Raw genomic sequence first — 18,535 nt, 5'->3', positions numbered from 1 at the left:
CCCACCCCGGTCTTTGAGGGGCTTCGCCGAAACTGCCCCGTACGGCGCCGAGCCGTTCCTACGCTGACCGCGACTCACTGCTCCCTCCCTCCCGGAGTCACCGATGAAGCGTCTTGCCTGCACCGCCCTGTCCGCGCTGCTTCCCGTCGCGGCCCTGGTCGCCGTCAGCACCGCAACGCCGGCCTCCTCGGCCCCGGCACTTCCCGACGAGTGCTCGGCCGAGGGCAACCAGGTCACCTGTGTCTTCACCGAGGACGCCACCTTCACCGTCCCCGCCTGGGTGACGGCGGTCGAGGTGGTCGCGGTGGGCGGCAACGGCGGCAGCGGGCGCGGGGAAGGCGTCCGCGTGCTTGGCGGTCGCGGCGGCCACGTGGAGCACACGATCCCCACCCGGCCGGGCTCCCTGCCCGCGCCCCGGACCCTGGTCCTCCACGTCGGCGGCAACGGCGGCGAAGGCCAGGCCGACGGCTACGGCTCGAGCGGTGGAGCCCACGGCGGCGGCGCCGGCGGCGAGTGGGCCGGCGGGGGTGGCGGAGCCACCACCGTGTTCAGCAGCCCTGCCCTGACCGAGCGACTCGTCGTCGCACCGGGCGGCGGCGGTGGCGGTGGCAAGTGCTACGTCGAGTACACCCCGTGCGGCACCGGTGGTGATGCCGGCACCAACGGCAGCACGGCCTACGACCTGGGGACGTGGCCGACCGGCGGCCGCCCGGACGGCACCCCCGGAACCGGCGGGCAGGGCGACATCGGCGCCGGCACCGACGGCTGGCCCGGGACGGCCGACGGCCAGGGCGGGAACGGCGCGAACAACCACCAGGGCGGCGGCGGGGGCGGAGGTGGCGGTGGCTACCACGGCGGGGGTGGCGGCGGCTCTGCTGCGACCTTCCACGGTGCTGGCGGGGGTGGCGGCACGCCGTACCCGCCCTCCGCGCCGATGACCCTCGGCGACGGCAACCCCCGCGTCGAGCTGCGGTACGTCGACCGCACCATCGGCGACGAGACCGCGCCGACCGTCTCCGTCGACGCCGGCCCGTCGCCCCGGATGGCCGCGACCGCGAAGGTCTCGTGGTCGGGCAGCGACAACCAGGCGGGCGTCGCGGGCTACGACGTGCAGATGACCAAGGCCGCGTGGCACGGCGCAGTCAGCGCCCCGAAGATGCTGCGCACCGCGACAACGGCCAGGTCGCTGCCGATGAACCTCGCGAGGGGCAGCCAGTACTGCTTCCGCGTCCGGGCCCACGACCACGCCGGCAACACCTCGGACTGGAGCACCGAACGGTGCACCACCCGCCCGCTCGACGACCGCGCGCTCACCGGCACCGGTTGGAAGCGGGTGTCCGGCGGCGGCTACCTCGACCGCACGGCCACCACCACGAGCCGCAAGGGCCGCGTCCTCGCGCTCCAGCGCGTCCCCGCCGGCCGCGTCGCGCTGGTCGTCAGCAAGGGCCGCAATCACGGCCGGCTGGAGGTCCGGTACGGCACCAGGGTCGTCAAGCGGCTGTCGCTGGCCGGCCCTGCCCGAAACCGCGTCGTCGTCCGCCTGCCGGACCTGAAGAAGCGCACCACGATCAGGCTGCGCACCACCACCGACAAGCCGGTGCAGGTCGACGGCATCGTCGTCACCCGCCGCTGAACCACCCGCACCACCGAGGAGAGACCCATGAGACGCATCGCCCTGATCGCCGCGAGCGGCATCCTCCCTGCGGCCCGAAGCCCACCGTCCGGTTGAATGCAGCCCCGGCCACCACGCTCGCGCCCACGGTCAAGCCTTCCTGGACGGCGGCGGACACCGGCGGCTCCGGCATCCGGGACTACGAGGTCCGGGTCCGCAAGGCGGCATGGAACGGCAGCCTCGGCGCGTGGACCACGCGGACCACGACGAGCACGTCGTTGACGCTGAACCTCGCCAGGGGCAGCCAGCACTTCTACCAGGTGCGCTCGCGTGACGCTGCGCTGAACGTCTCCGAGTGGAGCCCCCAGAAGTGCACCGCCCTCCCCCTCGACGACCGCAAGCTGAAGGCGAGCGCGGGGTGGAGGCGGGCCACCGGCGGCGGCTACCTCGACAAGACCGTGACCTCCACGAGCAAGCAGGGCAAGTCCCTGACCCTCGAGGGCGTGCCGAAGGGTCGCGCCGCGCTCGTCGTGTCGAAGGGCCGGAACAACGGCGCCCTCGAGGTCCGCTACGGCGCCAGGGTGGTCAAGCGGATCTCCCTCAACGGCGCTCTTCGCCACAAGGTCGTCGTCAAACTGCCGGACCTGGCCCGGAAGTCCGACATCACGATCCGCACCACGACGAAGCGACCGGTGCGGGTCGACGGGATCGTCGTCGCCCGCCGCTGACCCGGCAGGCGACGTACGCCGCTCGTGCCCGTCCGGTGTGGGACTCCGGGCGGGCCCGTGTGCGCGCGATCACTGTCCACCCGGGATCGCCACCTGGCGTGTCGTGCCGGAGCACGACTGACCAGGCAAGCGCCGCGTCCGCCTCACCTGCCCGCGCTGTCTCCTTCCGGCGCCCCGGAGCAGACGTACTCCACGGCCTCGCTCCTGCCGCACAGCGTCATCTCCCACGGCACCGGACCGGTCGTGAACTCCTCACCGTCCACCTCGTAGAGCACCTCCATCGCAAACAGGGTCCCGCCGGCCCTCCCGGTCTCGAACGTGATGACCAGGACGGGGTCGTCCGCTCGCAGCTCGTCCTTGCACTGCCGATCGATCGGCACCGACGACAGGTCGTCCTCGAACTCGTACCAGTTCGCGTACCTCGCGTTCTGCTTGGCGTACGGCTGGTCGAAGGCCGGAGGCGCTCCCTCCGCGGAGAGGAACATCAGCGTGCCGTCCGGCTTCTTCGCAGCGCCGATACGAGCCGTGACGGACCTGACCTGACCGACCGACTCGACGACCCGAACATCCGTCACCCTCGCCGCTGGCCCCTCCTCGTCGAGGCACAGCCGGAAGCCCGAGAACGAGCCGACCCAGCGGGCCGGTCCCTCCTCCGGGCGGTAGATGCTCACGCCGCCGCCGTCGGACAACGCGCCCAGGGGCCCGTCCGTCGCCGGCCCGTCGCTGCCGCAGCTGCTCGCGAGGACCGCGAGGCCGACGATGGCTGCAGCAGCCCCGACCTTCCCCATCGGCTCAGAGGTTCCGCCGCGCTTCGCGGATCTTCCCCGCGCGCGCCGGGTAGGCGTTGTTGCCACAGAGCCACCTGACCTTCGGGTTGTCGTAGTAGAGCCGGGCGCCGTTCGAGTACGAGCGACTGCTGAACAGGTCGATTCCGATCATGCTCTTGAACTTCACCCCGTAGCTCAGGGTGTAGTCCTTGCCTCGCACGCGACCGCGGCTCCAGGCCCCACGTGCGACCTTCACGCACAACCGAAACGCCGGCTTCCCTGCGAGGCGATGTGTCGCCGTGCCTCCCGTCTGGAACCACGGCTTCCACGACCGGGAGGTCTCGTACCTGAACTTCCCTGCGTAGTAGTAGGCGCAGCGGAACTGCCGGTAGAGGACCTGCACGCGGAAGGAGCGGTCGTAGTTTCGGGGGACGAAGTCGTGTCCCCAGTCGTCGCTCGTCGACCGGGTGCCGGTGCCGCTGAACGACACCCCCTTGTCGAAGCTGGTCGCCACGCCGAACGTGCTGGTCGAGCCTCCCGAGTAGGTCAGCCACGACCTCGACGTGCGCAGCGGGTACGACGTCCCGATGGTCGCCCACCGCTTCGTCGTCCGGCCGGTCGCCTTGCAGCGCCGGTAGCCGAGACCACCGATCGGGTCTGCCTGCACCGTCCGCCCCAGCGCCGACAGGCGTGTCGCCAGGCGGTCGCCGCCCGTCCGCCCCAGCACGATCCCGGCAGGCGCCCGCACGGTCCGCACCTTCGCCACGGGGACGGCGTCAGCCAGGCTGGCCGGTGTCACCACGGCGGTCCGCGCCGACCCGGCAGATCGCAGCGCTGCCGGGCTCAGGACCGGGAGCCGCGTCGACGGGTTCCGCGTCAGCGACGGCACCGGCTCCGCGACGTCCAGCCACACCGGCCTCCCCTCCAGCCGCGCGGCGCGGACGGTCACCGTGTGCTCCCCGAGAACGCGCAGGTCGGCGTTCTCCACGCGGATGTTGACCGTCACCAGCCCACCGGGCTCGACGAAGGCCTTCGGCACCGTCGTCGGGTCGAGCCGGAGCTCCACGCTGCCGTTCCGGGTGACGAATGACCCCGTCGGCACCGGGCGCCACGCCATCGACGGGGTCCGCCTCAGTGCGGCGGGGGTCGGGAGCAGCGCAGCGCTGAGCACTGCTCCGGGGACAGCCGCGGCCGGCAGCTCCACCCTGACCGCAACCGGTGGGCCGGACGCCCGATCGGCAGCCGTCGTGGGTTCGCCGGGCCACAGCGACAGGCCCGAGGCGACCAGCAGGGCCACGATGGCGGCGGCGAACCGGCCGCGGAGGCCAAGGCATGAACATTCCATGGAGAGCTCCCGAGAGATGGGTCGTGCATGAGGCACCGCCCTCCGCACCATGCACGACTGCTCCATCCTGCCGTCCGCGGTCGAAGGACCGGTGCAGGCACGCTAGCCGCGCCGTCGCTCGCTCATGTCCGCTCTCCACAGACCCCTGCGCCGGCCGCCCGGAAGGAGTCACCGGATATCGCCGAGACGCGCTGCGCACCACCGCAGCCATTCCGACAGCATCGCCGGCGTACGCAGTCGCCAGCGCCTGAACCACTCGATGGACGGAGCGATGGGCACCTCACCGAAGACCGGGACCTCGAGCTCGGCCGGAAGATCGCCGCACGCCGTGAGGAGCTCCGGTTGAGCCGCAAGGCCGTGACATCGAGCTGCGAATCCCCAAGCTCTGCAAGGGCTCCTACTACCCTCCATCCTCGAGGCCCGGCATCGGATCGACCAAGCGCTCTACGCGGTCGTGATGGAGCCCTACGTCCACGGCATCTCAACCATGAGTATGGACGACCTGGTGGTCGGGCACGGCGCCGGAAATTGAGGCCACTCCGCCCAGGCTGTCACCACGCCGGTTCATCGTCGTCTCCGAGGCCGGGTCCTACCGCGTGCCGAAGACCGGCGCCCTGCGCGCCACTGGGACCGCGAGTGCAAGTATTCGAATCCGGTCGGTCAACCGCGCTTGTCGGACCATGGGCGGAGGTGTTGCACGACGTCGGCGTAGAAGTTGGTCGTGACGTCCTTGACCGAGCCGATCAACGTGCCGGCGCCAGCCGCACGCTTGGGTCCGAGCTGCTGCTCCAGGGAGACGGTGAAGGCCTTGATCTCCCGCTGCTCCTCGGGAAGCAGGATGGTTGGGTCCTGCCGGGCCTTGCCCAGGAGGGCGGCGGTGGACGTCGCCCGTGGCCCTGCGAGATGCGCCTCGACGCGGATCGAATCCCTCGCCTCCCCCGGGATCTGCCTCAGCAGCCAGTTGATCCGTGTCTGGGCACGCGTCTCGCCACGAGGTGCAGCGACCTTGACGGAGGCACTCACCTTGTCGGCGCGGACGTCGGCGCCCACCACGACGACATCGACCGCGCCGGGCACCTTGAGCCGCCCGAACATCAACCCGGAGTCGGCGAGCTGTTGTCGGCGGCTGGCGTGATCGGGCGTGTCACGCGGCGGCAACGCCAGCACCTCGACGCCGAGGAGACCGGTGAGATGGTGCGCGAGGTGCTGGACCAGCTCGTCGTACCTGGCGCTGACCTCCCCGATGGCCTTGTCGGTCGCCCTCGCGGTCTTCGCCTTGACTGCGTCCCGGACCCTGACCCAGCTGCTGCCCATGTCGCCGAGGCCGCCGGCGTTCACGATCACCGCAGGCTCCGGCGGCGCCCATGCCCGAGCGGGGGTGGTTCATGTAGCGGAGGAATTCGTGCAGCACCTTGCTCTGGGTCGCGTCCGCCACTCCGCGGTGACGGGCAGCGAGGACAGCCTCAGCCCGGATCTGGTCCCAGGCCAGGTGGTGGAGCCCGACCTTGCGGAGCTTCCGACGATCGATCGCGACGGGATGCTCGGCATCCCCTCCGGCGAGCTCGTTGCCGATGGTGATGACGGCGTCGAACCCCTTGCTCCGGGCGATGTTGACGTAGTTGTCGATCTGGGTGGCATCGAGCTTCCCGTTGGACGTCTTGACCTCGACCAGTGCCGTCCAGGTCTTCTGCCCGCGGGTCACCCGCACGACACCATCCGGCCGCGAAAGCCGTCAGCCAGGCTGATTGCGACCGGCCGACGCCAACGATGCTGTGAACGATCGTGCGCACAGCCGACTGCCGTAGCGGCCGGACGTGGCGGCGCCGCCCGACCTCGGCTCAGGCGCCAGCGCGCGACTGAGCCGCTCCAGCGCACCGTCGACGAGGCGGTAGAAGGCCCAGCGTCCGCGCTGTTCCCGGACCACCAGCCCGGCGTCGACGAGCTGCTTCATGTGGTGCGACACCGTGGGCTGCGAGAGTCCGACGGGATCGGTGAGGTCGCAGACGCACGCCTCCCGCTCGGGCTGCGCAGCGATCATCGACAGCAGCCGGACCCGTGTCGGGTCGCCGAGGGCCTTGAACGCCTTCGCCAGCTGCTGCGCCTGCTCGGTGTCCAGCACCCCACCGGTGACGGCGGAGCAGCACGCGGCGGTCGCGTCGGCGAGGGGCAGCTCGGAGGTGGTCACGACATCCAGTCTGCCAGACCTATTGACATCCGTCGATGTATCGACGATCCTCGATGCATCGACAACCGTCAATGCAAGCACGTTCCCGGAGGAGCACCACCATGAGCACCACTGACCCGACCGCCACCAGCCAGTCCAGCGACGAGGTCCGCGAGGAGGTCCGCAACCGCTACGCCCAGGCTGCTCTCGCCGTCGGCCGCGGAGCGGGCAACACCGAGCTCAACGACGCGCTGCAGGTCGTCGACTCCTGCGGCAGCTCGGACACCTCGTGCTGTGGCGGCGCCACCGGGGCGATCGACGACGCCTTCGGTGCGGCGCTCTACGCCGCCGACGACCAGGACACGCTGCCCGCCGAGGCCGTCGCGGCCAGCCTGGGCTGCGGCAACCCCACCGCGGTCGCCGACCTCCGCGCCGGCGACCGGGTCCTCGACCTGGGCTCCGGCGGTGGCATCGACGTCCTCCTCTCCGCCCGCCGTGTCGGGGAGACCGGGTTCGCCTACGGCGTGGACATGACCGACGAGATGCTCGACCTCGCCCGCGCCAACGCCGCCAGGGCCGGCGCGCAGAACGTCGAGTTCCTCAAGGGCACCATCGAGGACGTCCCCCTGCCCGATGGTTCGGTCGACGCCGTCATCTCCAACTGCGTCATCAACCTCTCGACCGACAAGGCGAAGGTCATCGCCGAGATGTTCCGCGTGCTCACCCCCGGCGGACGGATCGGGATCTCCGACGTCGTCGCCGAGGACCACCTCACCCCAGCCGACCGCGCCGAGCGCGGCTCGTACGTCGGCTGCATCGCCGGCGCCCTCTCCCGCTCGGAGTACCTCGACGGCCTCGCCGCCGCCGGGTTCATCGACGCCGAGGTCGAGTTCACCCACGAAGCCGTCCCCGGCATGCACGGCGCGATCATCCGCGCCACCAAGCCGGCCCAGTGACCCAGAAGGCGCGCCCGGCGGCTCCGCAGACGGTCCCCGCGCCGGTAGCCCGGCGGTTGTCCACCCTCGACCGGTACCTGCCGGTGTGGATCGGGGTGGCGATGGGCGCCGGGCTCCTGGCCGGGCGCTGGATACCTGGCATCGCTGACGCCCTGGACGCGATCACGGTCGGCTCCATCTCGCTGCCGATCGCCCTTGGGCTGCTGGTGATGATGTATCCGGTGCTGGCCAAGGTCCGCTACGACGAGGTCGGCCACGTCGCCCGCGACAGGCGGATGATGGCGCTGTCCCTGGTGCTGAACTGGGTCCTCGGGCCCGCGCTGATGTTCGCCCTGGCGTGGCTGCTGCTCCCGGACCTCCCCGAGTACCGCACCGGCCTGATCATCGTCGGCCTGGCTCGCTGCATCGCGATGGTCATCATCTGGAACGACCTGGCCTGCGGCGACCGCGAGGCCGCTGCCCTGCTGGTAGCGGTCAACTCCGTCTTCCAGGTCCTCGCCTTCGCCCTGCTCGGCTGGTTCTACCTCGACCTGCTGCCCGGCTGGCTCGGCCTGTCCACCACGGGACTGGACGTCTCCCCGTGGTCGATCGCCGGCAGCGTGCTGGTCTTCCTCGGCGTCCCGCTCGTAGCCGGTTACCTCACCCGTCGTACCGGCGAGGCCCGCCGCGGCCGCGACTGGTACGAACAGACCGTGCTGCCCCGCCTCGGCCCGTGGGCGCTGTACGGCCTGCTGTTCACCATCGTGGTGCTCTTCGCTCTCCAGGGAGAGACCATCACCGACCAGCCCGTCGACGTCGCTCGCATCGCGGTCCCGCTGGTCATCTACTTCGCGACCATGTGGGCCGGCTCCCTGGCTCTCGCACGGTCGATCGGGCTCGGCTACGCCCGCTCCACCACGGTCGCCTTCACCGCGGCAGGCAACAACTTCGAGCTCGCCATCGCCGTCGCGATCGCCGTCTTCGGCGTCGCCAGCGGCCAGGCACTCGCCGGCGTCGTCGGGCCCCTCATCGAGGTGCCCGTCCTCGTCGGACTGGTCTACGTCAGTCTCTGGACCCGCCGCTTCTTCCCCGACACCCGAACCGGAGCCGCGCCGTGACCCAGCACCCCACTCCCGAGGACCGTCCAGTCCCCCAGGTCGTCTTCGCCTGCGTGCGCAACGGAGGCCGCTCCGTCATCGCCCGCGTACTGACCGAGCACTACGCCAAAGGCCACATCGTGGCCGTCTCGGCCGGGACCCAGCCCGGGGAACACATCCACCCCGAGGTCGCCACCGCGCTCGAGAGCCTCGGCCTCGACACCTCACGCGAGCATCCCCGGCACCTCACGCGCGAGATGGTCGCCGCCAGCGACCTCGCCATCACCCTCGGCTGCGGGGAGGAGTGCCCCTACGTCCCCGGCGTCACCTACCGCGACTGGCCCGTCGACGACCCCGGCGGCCAGGACCCGGCCACGGTCCACCGCATCATCGCCGACCTCGACGTCCTCGTCCGCGATCTCGTCGCTGAGCTCGCACCCAGCCTCACCCTGCGCGAGAGCGCTCTCGATCGAGGCTGAGGATCGTTGCGACCGGGGCCGTGCGGCAGGCGCGAGGCTCAGGAGACGCGCCGCCGCCGAAGCCATGGGACGGCTCCTGCCGCTGCAAGGACGGCAGCAGCAACGCCGAACCACCACCCAGGTCGAGGCGCCCCCTGCTCCGTCATCAACCCGCGGGCCCGCTGCCCCCGGCCCAGTGGTGATGCCCGCGATCGACGGCGCTGCGCTCGCGGCCCCTGACCTGCTGACCGCCAGCTGGCCTCCGGACCAGACCTCAGGAGCCCTGACCTGACGGACGTGGCAGCTGTCACCACCTGTAGCATTCGATTCGCTGTTGCCAATCGCTTGCAATAAGGGGGTCACATGGGTCTGCCGGTCCACGAGCTGGCGTCCGGGGAGACCCCTGTCGACCTGCTGGGTCTGGCGGCGCGGCGCAGCCGCAACTCACTCGTCGTCACCCTGCTCGGCGTAATGCTCGCAGCCTCCACCGTGCTCTGCACTGCCGTCGGACCGGTCTGGACCGGCCCCGACGACGTGCTCGACGTCCTGCGCACGAAGCTCCTCGGCACGGCGGTGGAGGTCGACCAGACCGTGGAGGTCATCGTGTGGGACGTCCGCCTGCCCCGCGTCCTCATGGCGACCGCGGTCGGTGCCGGGCTCGCCGTCTGTGGCGCTGCCCTCCAGGCGATGGTCCGGAACATGCTGGCCGATCCCTACCTCCTGGGGATCAACTCGGGAGCCTCCAGCGGCGCCGCGGCGACCATCCTGTTCGGCGTGACGCTCGGCCTGGGCGAGCACGCCCTGTCGGCCAGCGCCTTCCTCGGCGCCCTCGCCGCCTCCCTGCTGGTGTTCGTCGTCGCCCGCGCGTCCGGACGCATCACGTCGATCCGCCTGCTGCTCGCCGGCGTCGCCGTTGGCTACGCCCTGTCCGCACTCACCAGCTTCCTGATCTTCGCCTCCGGGTCCGCCGAGGGCGCGCGTTCGGTGATGTTCTGGCTCCTGGGCTCTCTCGGCCTGGCCCAGTGGGGCGCACCGCTCCTCGCCCTGGGGCTGGTCGTGGCCGCCACCGTCGTGCTGCTGACGGCGTGGGGGCGACACCTCGACGCGCTGGCCATCGGGGACGAGACAGCGCTCGTCCTGGGCGTCTCCCCCGCGCGCTTCCGGACCCGGCTCCTGGCCGTGGTGTCCCTGTGCATCGGGTTCGTGGTCGCCGCGTCCGGCTCGATCGGGTTCGTCGGCCTCGTGGTCCCGCACCTGGCCCGCCGCCTCGTCGGGGCTGCCCATGCCTGGGCGATCCCGGTCTCCGCGCTGCTGGGAGCGCTGTTCCTGCTCTGGGCCGACCTGTTCTCCCGCATGCTCCTGCAGCCGCGCGAGCTGCCCATCGGCATCGTCACCGCGATGGTCGGCGCACCCTTCCTCCTGCTGCTCATCCGTCGACTGCACCCCGGCGCGTGACCGCCCACCACCTCCCCCGAGAACCAGGAGAAGACAGAACCGATGACCCTCCGCAGCCTGCCCACCCTCATCGCCGGCGTCACCGGCGTCGCTCTCGTCGCCACGCTGGCGGCCTGCGGCACCGACGGTGGCCCAGCAACTGGACGATCGGGCGAGAGCTACCCGCTCACCGTCGAGAACTGCGGCGCCGAGGTGACGTTCGACGCGGCACCCACCCGCGGCGTACTGCTCAAGCCCGCCGCGGTCCCCTACCTCCACGAGCTCGGGGTGCTCGACGAGGTGGTCACCGCGCGTGCCGGGGCCTACGCCCGCGAGTACTACGACGACGACACGTGGGCCGAGCTGGAGAGCATCCCGATGCTCTCCGACGACCTCGACGCCTCCGGCCACCTGCAGATCTCCAAGGAGGTCGTGCTGGCCCAGCGTCCCGACATCGTCTTCGGCGAGGCCGACAACCTGGTCCGCGACACCCTTGGCGCAGCAGGGGTCGCCTTGATCGAGGAGCCGGCGCTGTGCCCGGAGCCGCCCGCCGACCCCTCGTTCGAGGCCATCTACGAGCAGATGCGGCTCTACGGCAAGGTCTTCGACAAGAGAGCCGAGGCCGATGACGCCATCACGCGGCTCGAGGATCGCCTGGACCAGGTCCTGACCGAGGTGGACAAGACAGAGAATCGCACCGCCGCGGTCCTCTACCCCACCGTGGGCGGCGGCGCTCCCTACGCCTACGGCACCTCCTCCATGGCGCACCCCCAGCTCGAGGCCGCCGGCTTCACCAACGTCTTCGCCGACACCAGCGAACGCGTCTTCGAGGTCACGCTGGAGGAGCTGGTCGCCCGCGACCCCGACGTCCTGATCCTGCTCCACTCCGACGGCGACCCCGACGACGCCAGGGACGCCATCACCAGCATGAACGGGGCACAGGCGCTCACCGCGGTCAAGGACGACGCGATCCTCACGCAGCTCTTCAACTTCACCGAGCCGCCCACCCCCCTGGTGATCGACGGCCTCGAAAACATCGTCGACCACTTCCAGCGATGATCACTGCCGACGCGATCCACTTCGCCTACGGGGACCGCACGGTCCTCGACTCGGTGGACCTCGCGGCGCCGCACGGCGAAGTGCTCGGCCTGGTCGGCCCGAACGGATCCGGCAAGACCACCTTGCTGCGCACGCTCCACGCCTCGCTCAGGCCCCGGGCCGGCACGGTGCTCATCGACAGCGAGCAGCTCACCACGCTCTCGGCCCGCGAGATCGCCCGACGCGTCGCCGTCGTCGTCCAGGAGACCGCAGGCGACCTGCCCCTGCTGGTCTCCGACATGGTGCTCCTCGGACGGACCCCCCACCGCTCGGGCTTCGCCCGGCGAGGGCGGGAGGACGAGCAGATCGCGGCCGCGGCGCTCACGCAGGTCGGTGCCCTGCACCTCGCCGGCCAGCCGTTCGACGGGCTCTCCGGCGGTGAGCGCCAGCGGGTGCTGATCGCGCGCGCCCTCGCCCAAGGATCCAGCCACCTGCTGCTCGACGAACCCACGAACCACCTGGACGTGCGCTACCAGCACGAGATCCTCGACCTCGCCCGCGACCTGGCCCTGACGAGCGACCACACCGTCGTCGTCGTGCTCCACGACCTCAACCTCGCCGCGACCTATTGCGACCGGGTGCTCCTGCTCGACCGTGGCACCGTCGTGGCCGCGGGCACCCCCGACGAGGTCCTCACCCCGCCCCTCCTCGAACCCGTCTACCAGGTCGCCGTACGACGGCTCGAGCTCGACGACGGCTTCCAGCTCGCCTTCCGCCCCCTCATCACCCGAACGCCGCAGAGGAACAGCCGATGACCACTTCCACCCCGTCCGACGTCCAGGCCGCGCTCAACGCCTACTGGTCGGAGCGGTCCGTCCCCTACGACGAGTACCAGCAACGCGCCGACCGCAAGGCCCTCGACCTCGCCGCCTGGCAGGACGCCTTCACCGACGCGCTCGGCACCGAGCCGCTCGACGTCCTCGACGTCGGCACCGGGTCGGGCTACGTCGCCTGCACGCTGGCCGAGCTCGGCCATCGCGTCACCGGCATCGACCTCGCCGACGGGATGCTGGACCGCGCCCGCCTGCACGCATCGGGGATGAGCAACCCGCCGACCTTCCTCCACGGCGACGCCGTCGCCCCCGACTTCGCCCCGGGCACCTTCGACGCCGTCGTCAACCGCTACGTCACCTGGACGCTGCGCGAGCCCGACGTCGCGCTGCGCAACTGGTTCGACCTGCTGCGCCCCGGCGGAACCCTCGCTGTCGTCGACGCGGCCTGGTTCGCCAGGGGCCTCCACGTCGGCGCCAGCGAGCAGTTCAAGGCCTACTACGACGAGACCGTGCGCCAGGCCCTGCCGCTCGCCGAGTCCACGAGCATCGAGCCCTTCGTCGACCGCGTCCGGGCGGCCGGCTTCGTCGACGTCGAGGTCGTCGAGCTCACCCGGCTCCACGAGCTGGACCGCGAGCACGGCGTCGCGCCGAACCACGAGGTGCTCATGCAGTATGTCATCCGCGGCACGAGGCTGTGACCGCGGCGCCGTGTTCCCGGTCTCGTCCTGCCCGGTGTCGGGCCAGCGTCAGTCGCCCTTGCCGGCCGCAGCGGAACGGACGACCAGGGCCGGCACGACCCGCCGGCCGCTGACTCCTCGCTTCCAACCCGTGAGGGCGTCATCGCCCGCATGTCGCTGACCCACCGGGCCGGCAGCGGAACACCGCCACGCGTCACGGCGCAGCGCCGACCGAGCGGATCGAAGGGGGGCCGCCGCGAGAATCGGAGCGGTGGTGGTGGGAGCCCGAGGCTGGGTGCGACGAGGCAGGTCAGAGAAGCCGGCGTGCAGAATGAGCGCGTGACCTCACTGGCCGACGCCGTACTGCCCCTGATCCGCACGCGCTCGGACCTCCACCGCTACAGCGCTGCCAACGCGCACGGCCGGGACATGCACGAGGCGATCGACATGCTCGAAGCGGCCATCCCGACCACGGACCCGGCCGAGATCTACACGGTGACGCACAAGGCCCTCGCCTCGTCGCTGAAGGTGATCGCGCGTGCGGATGACTCCGCGGGGATCATCGGCGACGCCTGCCGCCGGCTCCTCGAGCTCCACCCGCGCGCAGCGGCCTCAGCCAGGACACCGGTCGGCAAGCTGATCGACTGGATGATCAGGTTCCAGTTCGACGACAACGAGGTGGACTACTTCGAGCTCGACCCGGTGGCCTATGCGCCGGCGCTCGGTGACGTCGGCATGGCCGCCTACCGGAAGCGCCTGGCGGAGGTCGAGGCGAAGCTCGGACCGCGCCCCTCGGAGGACGAGCGATGGTCGTCAGGTCACTCACACGCGTGGTTCACACTCGACTGGAACGCGCAGCGGCTCGCCGTCCTCGACCACGACATCGACGCGATCATCCGCACCCACGCGAAGGACCGGAAGGCCGCGGCGTGGCTGCAGGAGACAGCCGAGGCCTTCGAGGAGATCGGCGAGATCGATCTCGCCATCGACTGGGCGAAACAAGCCACGGACTTCGACCGCGGGCACCAGTCGCGCAAGGCCGCGGACTACTGGTGCGGCCTGCTGGAGGCGCACCGACCGGCCGAGGCACTGGATGCCCGGCTCTCGGTCTTCCGCAAGTGGCCTTCCTCGACATCGGCGGCACGGCTGCACAAGGCCTCCGGCAAGGCGTGGCTCGACCATCGCGACGAGGTGATGGCCACGCTCGCGTCGAGCCCGAGCGACGCAGTGCTGTTCGCGCTCCTGACGCTGAAGGACCCCGAGCTCGGCTGGAACCTCGCACACTCGCTCGCGCTCGACAGCGACCACACGTGGAGCGAGCTGGTGAAGGCCTACGAGAAGGTCGACCCGATCGCCGTGCTCCCTGTGCACCAGCGCCTTGTCGAGAACGAGCTGGTCGAGGCGGGCGCGCAGCACTACCGGCTCGCGGCACGCCGTCTGGCCAAGATGCGGAAGCTCGCTGCGGGATCCGAGCACGCTGACAGGATCGACGAGTTGATCGCCGAACTTCGGGAGACGCATCGTCGCCGGCCGCGACTTCAGCAGGAGTTCGACCGAGCCGGATTGCCCTGACGGCAAGCTCTGTCCGGCGCTACCGAGGACCCGGGCGTCGGGTGTCGCCAGACTTTGCGGCAGGAGCCTCGTGGACCATCCGGCTCGTCCGTTCCGAGTCCCTGCCTGAGCGCCTTGGCGCGTAGCCGCTGCCCCGGCGGATGAGCCCGCTCGTGCCGCGCCCGCGCCCGCCTCTCCGCGCGAGCCGGCTTGGTCCTTCCCAAGCAGGTCGACCCGGGTCCTGACCGTACGGGCGGGTCCGACATCGACGAGCCGACGTGGTCGTCCCTGTGGGCGAACGCCTGGTCGATGAGCTCGGCGGTCAGCGGGTTCACCTCACCCGCTCGAGCGGGTTCCTCGGCCAGGCTGCACTCGCTGACCCGGGTCCTGTCCACCACCGTCGCCCCCGCGGTCGTCCGACGCGTCTACACGACCGTGGCTGTGGTCCCCGGCGCCCGGAACCGAGTGATGGGCACGGAGTACTCGAACCGGGACCAAGGACCCATGCCGCGACTGCCGCTCGACCCTGCAGCGCTCTGTCGCCGACAGCGAGGCTGGGAGCACCAGGACCCGCAGGGGTTCGACCAGCGGGGCCTCGCCCCACGACCAGGAGGCCACAGATGACCGCCGTGCAGCACCATCCTCACGTCGACGTACTCGTCGAACGAGACATCGTCACCCACCAGAACGCCCGTCGCGGACTCTCCGTGCTTCGGATCGGCTTCGGCCTGACCTTCCTGTGGGCGTTCCTGGACAAGACGCTCGCCCTCGGCTTCGCCACCGGCAAGAACGCCGAGACCGGCGCGGTGGACTACTTCGGTCCCGATGCGTGGATCAACGGCGGCAGCCCGACCTTCGGGTTCCTGAGCTTCGGCGTTCCCGAGGACAACCCGTTCCACGAGCTCTTCGGCAGCATCGCCGGCGATGGCTGGGCCAACTGGCTGTTCATGGTCGGCCTGCTCGGCATCGGCATCGCGCTCACGCTCGGCGTGGGCATCCGCATCGCCGCCGTCACCGGGGCTGCGCTCTACGTGATGATGTGGATCGCGTCGATGCCGCTGGAGAACAACCCCGTGGTCGACGACCACCTGCTCGGCGCCATCACGGTGGTCGTGCTCGCCGTCACCCTGGCGGGCGACACCTGGGGTCTTGGCAAGCAGTGGGCCCAGACCCAGCTCGTGCGCCGGTTTCCCTTCCTGCGGTGACCATCCACGACAACCCGGTTCGGAGCCCGTGAGCGTCGCTCACGGGCTCCGTCCTTGCTCCATCGGCTGGATGACCATCGCCGAACGTCCCCGCAAGAGGTCCGCCGAGCGCTCATTGCTCCTGATCGACGTCGACGGCTGCCTCTCGCCGCACCACCTGGACGGGGTTTCACGACGCGTGGCAAGTCCAGCTCATCCTTGATCGCCACCCGCGCTTCCACCGTGGCCATCCGCGGGCGGACCGTCAGGTGGAGCCGGCGGCGGAGGCGCCGCAGCGGATGGCGCCTCCGGAGGTGCTGCGGCGGCGGGCGGTGCAGTTGCCGCCGGAGTCGTGGTCGCGGAGGAGGCAGCAGCGGCCGGTCCTCGGCTCGGCAACCTCGTCGCCGCCCAAGCGACAGGCCAGGCAGCGGCACACGAGTCCGCAGCTCCTCCGACCGTCCCACCCCCCAGTCGCGGACTCGACGCTGGTCGACACCGCGGGGAAGAAGTGGTCGGTCGTGGCCACGACGACTAGCGAGCAGGAGCTCCGGGTCGTCTCGTGGGGCCGGGTCCTTGCGACGGCGTGCCGATCCGGACGAATCGCCTCCGTCCAGGTCATGGAGCGGACGCTCCCTGACTCCGGCAAGGGCATGGCGGACTGGTGGGAGCAGCACGGCAACCGCTCAGGCTCGTGGGCGTCGACGACGTACGGCGAACTGGTCGACCGCGCAGGCTCCGCAGGCGAGCGCCACGCGTCGACCGTCTCGATCTCACTCGACATGAAGGTGGCCGGGCGAGCGATCCGGGCTGCCGGCGGAGGCATGCGAGGGGCGGCCGCCGTACTCCGGCAGGAGATGTCGACCATCCTGGCCGCCCTTCGGTCCGCCGACCTCTCCCCCGGCGAATGGCTGACACCCGGCGGCCTCGCACTGATCCTGCGGTCGGCGGACGACCCCGCCGTCGCGGGCGCGCTCGAGCGGCAGGGCGACATCGGCCGGGACCTCGCCCTCGCCACCGCGGGCCCCGTCGCGGTCACCGAGTCGTGGGGCTCCCTGCGCAGCGACTCCACGCACCACTGCGTCCTCTGGATCAGCGAGTGGCCACGGTCGCTCGCTTGTCCCGGCTTTCTCGCGCCGCTGCTGCAATCGAGCGGGCCGCGATCCAGGCGTCCTGCGAGACCCGGCGTCTCTGGGCAGGAAGCACAATCGTTCACAGTGGCCGCACTTCCGCTCTCACGCTCGGGATAGATGGCACCGACGCGCTGGAGGTCGGGCGCAGCGCTCGCCGCAGGAGAGTCCGATCAGATTCGGGCCCGGCGGCTTGGTCGCGCGTCATAGGCCGCTCCGCCTCGGACACAGAGGATGTGGCTTCGCGCGTCGTTGGGAGTGCGGCGTACTGTGGGAAGTGAAGCGCCGGTGATCAGGCTCCAGTCGGAGTCCCAGCCCGGCCGAGAGGCGGACGTCATGACGACGTCGAACAGCACAAACCCGACCAACCCTGCAGGACGTGCGCCGGCCAGACTTCGGATGGCGCCGGTCGCGGGCCAGAATCGCCTGGACGGCGGGTGGTGGCCACGCAGCCGTGACCTCGCGACCGAACTGGCCGACCTGCTGGTCCAGATGCCCGCGGAGTCGGGTCACATCATCCGAGCGCTGTTCTCGCCGCCGGACTGGGATCCCGCACCTCGCCGCATCCCGATCGGCGCCGGCTACCTGAAGGTCGGCTCCTTTCCCCGAGACGACACCCACCTGATGCTGCTCACCACCTCGAACCGCACCATCCTCCGCATGCTCGTCGTGCCGCCCGAGTTCACCAAGGACCAGGGCGAGGAGGCGCTCCTGGCGGCGAGTACGACGGGCAACGCCCACACGGCCTCTGAGCTCCTTGACGAGGTGCTCGCTCACCCCGCGACCGACGCGAGGGATGTCTGGAGCGACGATGGCGGCACCTGAGGAACCTGCGACCGCGGCGCAACGGCGAAATGTGCTGCCCGACCTGCTGGCCAAGGTGATGTGGGCGCGCGACCACGAGGACGCGCTCGGCCGTGGTCGTCCCTGTTGGCGTGATCAGGCCGCCCTCGACGATGCCCGCCTGAACACGCTCGATGCGCTCGTGGACTACGCGGGCGCGATCGAGGCGCTGTCGTGGCCGGTACCCCGCAGCATCCTCCAGGAGATCCGCATGCACCGAATCCTGTGTGACCCGCGCCGGCCGTAGGGACCCCGTCTCGGATGGGTTCAACGAGGCGCCGCCTCATCCGTGTATGCGAACCACCAGCCCGCTCTTTGTGCGGGCGGCGAAGCCAGCGACGCCTTCGATCATGGACCCGAGACGCCGCGGGCCTATATCGATGCTGTCGTCCAATTCGCAGGTACCAACCGACGCCGCGCCGAGGTGAGAGACAGAGCCCCGTGGGGTGGTGGGTTTTGAGGTGGTCCTCGGTGCCTACTCGTCGCTTCTCTCGATGGCGGCGACGGGATCAGTATTGCTGGTCTCGTAGAGCTTGGCCATGGAGCCTTCGGACAGGTAGCGGCGGTCGCCGGCGATCCATTCGTCGTGCATGTCGATGAGCACCGCGCCGACGAGTCGGATCACGGCGGCGGCGTTGGGGAAGATCCCCACGACCCGGGCGCGGCGCTTGATCTCCTTGTTGACCCGCTCGAGCGGATTGGTCGACCAGATCTTGCGCCAATGCTCGCGCGGAAAGCCGGT

Annotated in this window: 19 protein-coding genes and 1 pseudogene; 15 read left to right on the top strand and 5 right to left on the bottom strand. The window is 70.8% G+C overall.

The features are described from left to right. The first annotated feature begins 103 nt into the window (after positions 1-103). Together NOCJ54_RS29585 and NOCJ54_RS0119875 are read left to right on the top strand one after the other, a co-directional pair. The gene (locus tag NOCJ54_RS29585) at positions 104-1,633 is read left to right on the top strand and encodes a glycine-rich protein (protein ID WP_051486159.1); all 1,530 of its coding nucleotides are present in this window, start codon (positions 104-106) and stop codon (positions 1,631-1,633) included. A gap of 92 nt (positions 1,634-1,725) precedes the next feature. Continuing rightward, on the top strand, positions 1,726-2,340 hold the full coding sequence (locus tag NOCJ54_RS0119875; RefSeq protein ID WP_028656882.1) for a hypothetical protein: 615 nt from the start codon (positions 1,726-1,728) through the stop codon (positions 2,338-2,340). A gap of 143 nt (positions 2,341-2,483) precedes the next feature. Here NOCJ54_RS0119875 and NOCJ54_RS0119870 read toward each other — a convergent pair whose 3' ends face one another. Together NOCJ54_RS0119870 and NOCJ54_RS0119865 are read right to left on the bottom strand one after the other, a co-directional pair. Further along, positions 2,484-3,128 (bottom strand): hypothetical protein, encoded by a 645-nt coding sequence (locus NOCJ54_RS0119870; protein ID WP_028656881.1) that lies wholly within the window; start codon positions 3,126-3,128, stop codon positions 2,484-2,486. A 4-nt stretch (positions 3,129-3,132) separates the two neighbouring features. After that, positions 3,133-4,173: a hypothetical protein gene (locus NOCJ54_RS0119865; protein WP_157514977.1), complete on the bottom strand. Its 1,041-nt coding sequence runs from the start codon at positions 4,171-4,173 to the stop codon at positions 3,133-3,135. A gap of 641 nt (positions 4,174-4,814) precedes the next feature. Between NOCJ54_RS0119865 and NOCJ54_RS29580 the strand changes: the two are divergent. Continuing rightward, positions 4,815-4,978: pseudogene (locus NOCJ54_RS29580) on the top strand (transposase); the annotation flags it as partial. A gap of 134 nt (positions 4,979-5,112) precedes the next feature. Here the strand turns inward: NOCJ54_RS29580 and NOCJ54_RS28615 are convergent. Continuing rightward, positions 5,113-5,796, bottom strand: a complete 684-nt coding sequence (locus tag NOCJ54_RS28615; RefSeq protein WP_051486158.1) for a hypothetical protein — start codon at positions 5,794-5,796, stop codon at positions 5,113-5,115. Between the two features lie 388 nt (positions 5,797-6,184). Beyond that, positions 6,185-6,637, bottom strand: a complete 453-nt coding sequence (locus NOCJ54_RS30620; protein ID WP_084255498.1) for an ArsR/SmtB family transcription factor — start codon at positions 6,635-6,637, stop codon at positions 6,185-6,187. Between the two features lie 101 nt (positions 6,638-6,738). On the opposite strand from NOCJ54_RS30620, the gene arsM reads away from it, so the two are divergent. The 12 genes from arsM (at position 6,739) to NOCJ54_RS0119795 (ending at position 18,040) form a co-directional block, all read left to right on the top strand. After that, positions 6,739-7,572, top strand: coding sequence for an arsenite methyltransferase (gene arsM / locus NOCJ54_RS0119850; protein ID WP_028656879.1), 834 nt, complete (start codon positions 6,739-6,741; stop codon positions 7,570-7,572). Beyond that, positions 7,569-8,669: an ACR3 family arsenite efflux transporter gene (arsB, locus tag NOCJ54_RS0119845; RefSeq protein WP_028656878.1), complete on the top strand. Its 1,101-nt coding sequence runs from the start codon at positions 7,569-7,571 to the stop codon at positions 8,667-8,669. The genes arsM and arsB overlap by 4 nt, the downstream gene beginning before the upstream one ends. Next, positions 8,666-9,127, top strand: coding sequence for an arsenate-mycothiol transferase ArsC (locus NOCJ54_RS27160; protein ID WP_036518879.1), 462 nt, complete (start codon positions 8,666-8,668; stop codon positions 9,125-9,127). Before arsB ends, NOCJ54_RS27160 begins: the two co-directional genes overlap by 4 nt. 342 nt (positions 9,128-9,469) lie before the next feature. Then, positions 9,470-10,561 (top strand): FecCD family ABC transporter permease, encoded by a 1,092-nt coding sequence (locus NOCJ54_RS0119835; protein ID WP_051486156.1) that lies wholly within the window; start codon positions 9,470-9,472, stop codon positions 10,559-10,561. Positions 10,562-10,603: 42 nt separating this feature from the next. Beyond that, positions 10,604-11,599, top strand: coding sequence for an ABC transporter substrate-binding protein (locus tag NOCJ54_RS0119830; protein ID WP_051486155.1), 996 nt, complete (start codon positions 10,604-10,606; stop codon positions 11,597-11,599). After that, on the top strand, positions 11,596-12,393 hold the full coding sequence (locus NOCJ54_RS0119825; protein WP_028656875.1) for an ABC transporter ATP-binding protein: 798 nt from the start codon (positions 11,596-11,598) through the stop codon (positions 12,391-12,393). The genes NOCJ54_RS0119830 and NOCJ54_RS0119825 overlap by 4 nt, the downstream gene beginning before the upstream one ends. Then, the gene (locus NOCJ54_RS0119820; protein ID WP_028656874.1) at positions 12,390-13,109 is read left to right on the top strand and encodes a class I SAM-dependent methyltransferase; all 720 of its coding nucleotides are present in this window, start codon (positions 12,390-12,392) and stop codon (positions 13,107-13,109) included. Before NOCJ54_RS0119825 ends, NOCJ54_RS0119820 begins: the two co-directional genes overlap by 4 nt. 150 nt (positions 13,110-13,259) lie before the next feature. Further along, positions 13,260-14,660: a DUF6880 family protein gene (locus NOCJ54_RS0119815; protein WP_232221844.1), complete on the top strand. Its 1,401-nt coding sequence runs from the start codon at positions 13,260-13,262 to the stop codon at positions 14,658-14,660. A gap of 599 nt (positions 14,661-15,259) precedes the next feature. After that, positions 15,260-15,844 (top strand): hypothetical protein, encoded by a 585-nt coding sequence (locus tag NOCJ54_RS0119810; protein WP_028656872.1) that lies wholly within the window; start codon positions 15,260-15,262, stop codon positions 15,842-15,844. A 278-nt stretch (positions 15,845-16,122) separates the two neighbouring features. Further along, positions 16,123-17,070 carry an SCO6880 family protein gene (locus tag NOCJ54_RS30615; RefSeq protein WP_442937359.1) on the top strand — a complete coding sequence of 316 codons (948 nt, stop codon included), beginning with the start codon at positions 16,123-16,125 and terminating at the stop codon, positions 17,068-17,070. Positions 17,071-17,286: 216 nt separating this feature from the next. Then, entirely contained in the window at positions 17,287-17,775 is a 489-nt protein-coding gene (locus NOCJ54_RS27150) for a DUF5994 family protein (protein WP_157514976.1), read from the top strand. Positions 17,776-17,806: 31 nt separating this feature from the next. Next, complete coding sequence (locus NOCJ54_RS0119795) at positions 17,807-18,040, top strand: hypothetical protein (RefSeq protein ID WP_028656871.1); 234 nt, start codon at positions 17,807-17,809, stop codon at positions 18,038-18,040. 228 nt (positions 18,041-18,268) lie between these two features. On the opposite strand, the gene NOCJ54_RS27145 is transcribed toward NOCJ54_RS0119795, so the two are convergent. Next, positions 18,269-18,535, bottom strand: a 267-nt coding sequence (locus NOCJ54_RS27145; protein WP_036518878.1) for an IS256 family transposase, incomplete at its 5' end; no start/stop codon positions are given.

The sequence above is a fragment of the Nocardioides sp. J54 genome (genome assembly GCF_000519005.1).
Classification (GTDB): domain Bacteria; phylum Actinomycetota; class Actinomycetes; order Propionibacteriales; family Nocardioidaceae; genus Nocardioides.
The sequence above is the reverse complement of the archived record's forward strand: the minus strand, read 5'-3'. Positions and strand labels throughout refer to the sequence as shown.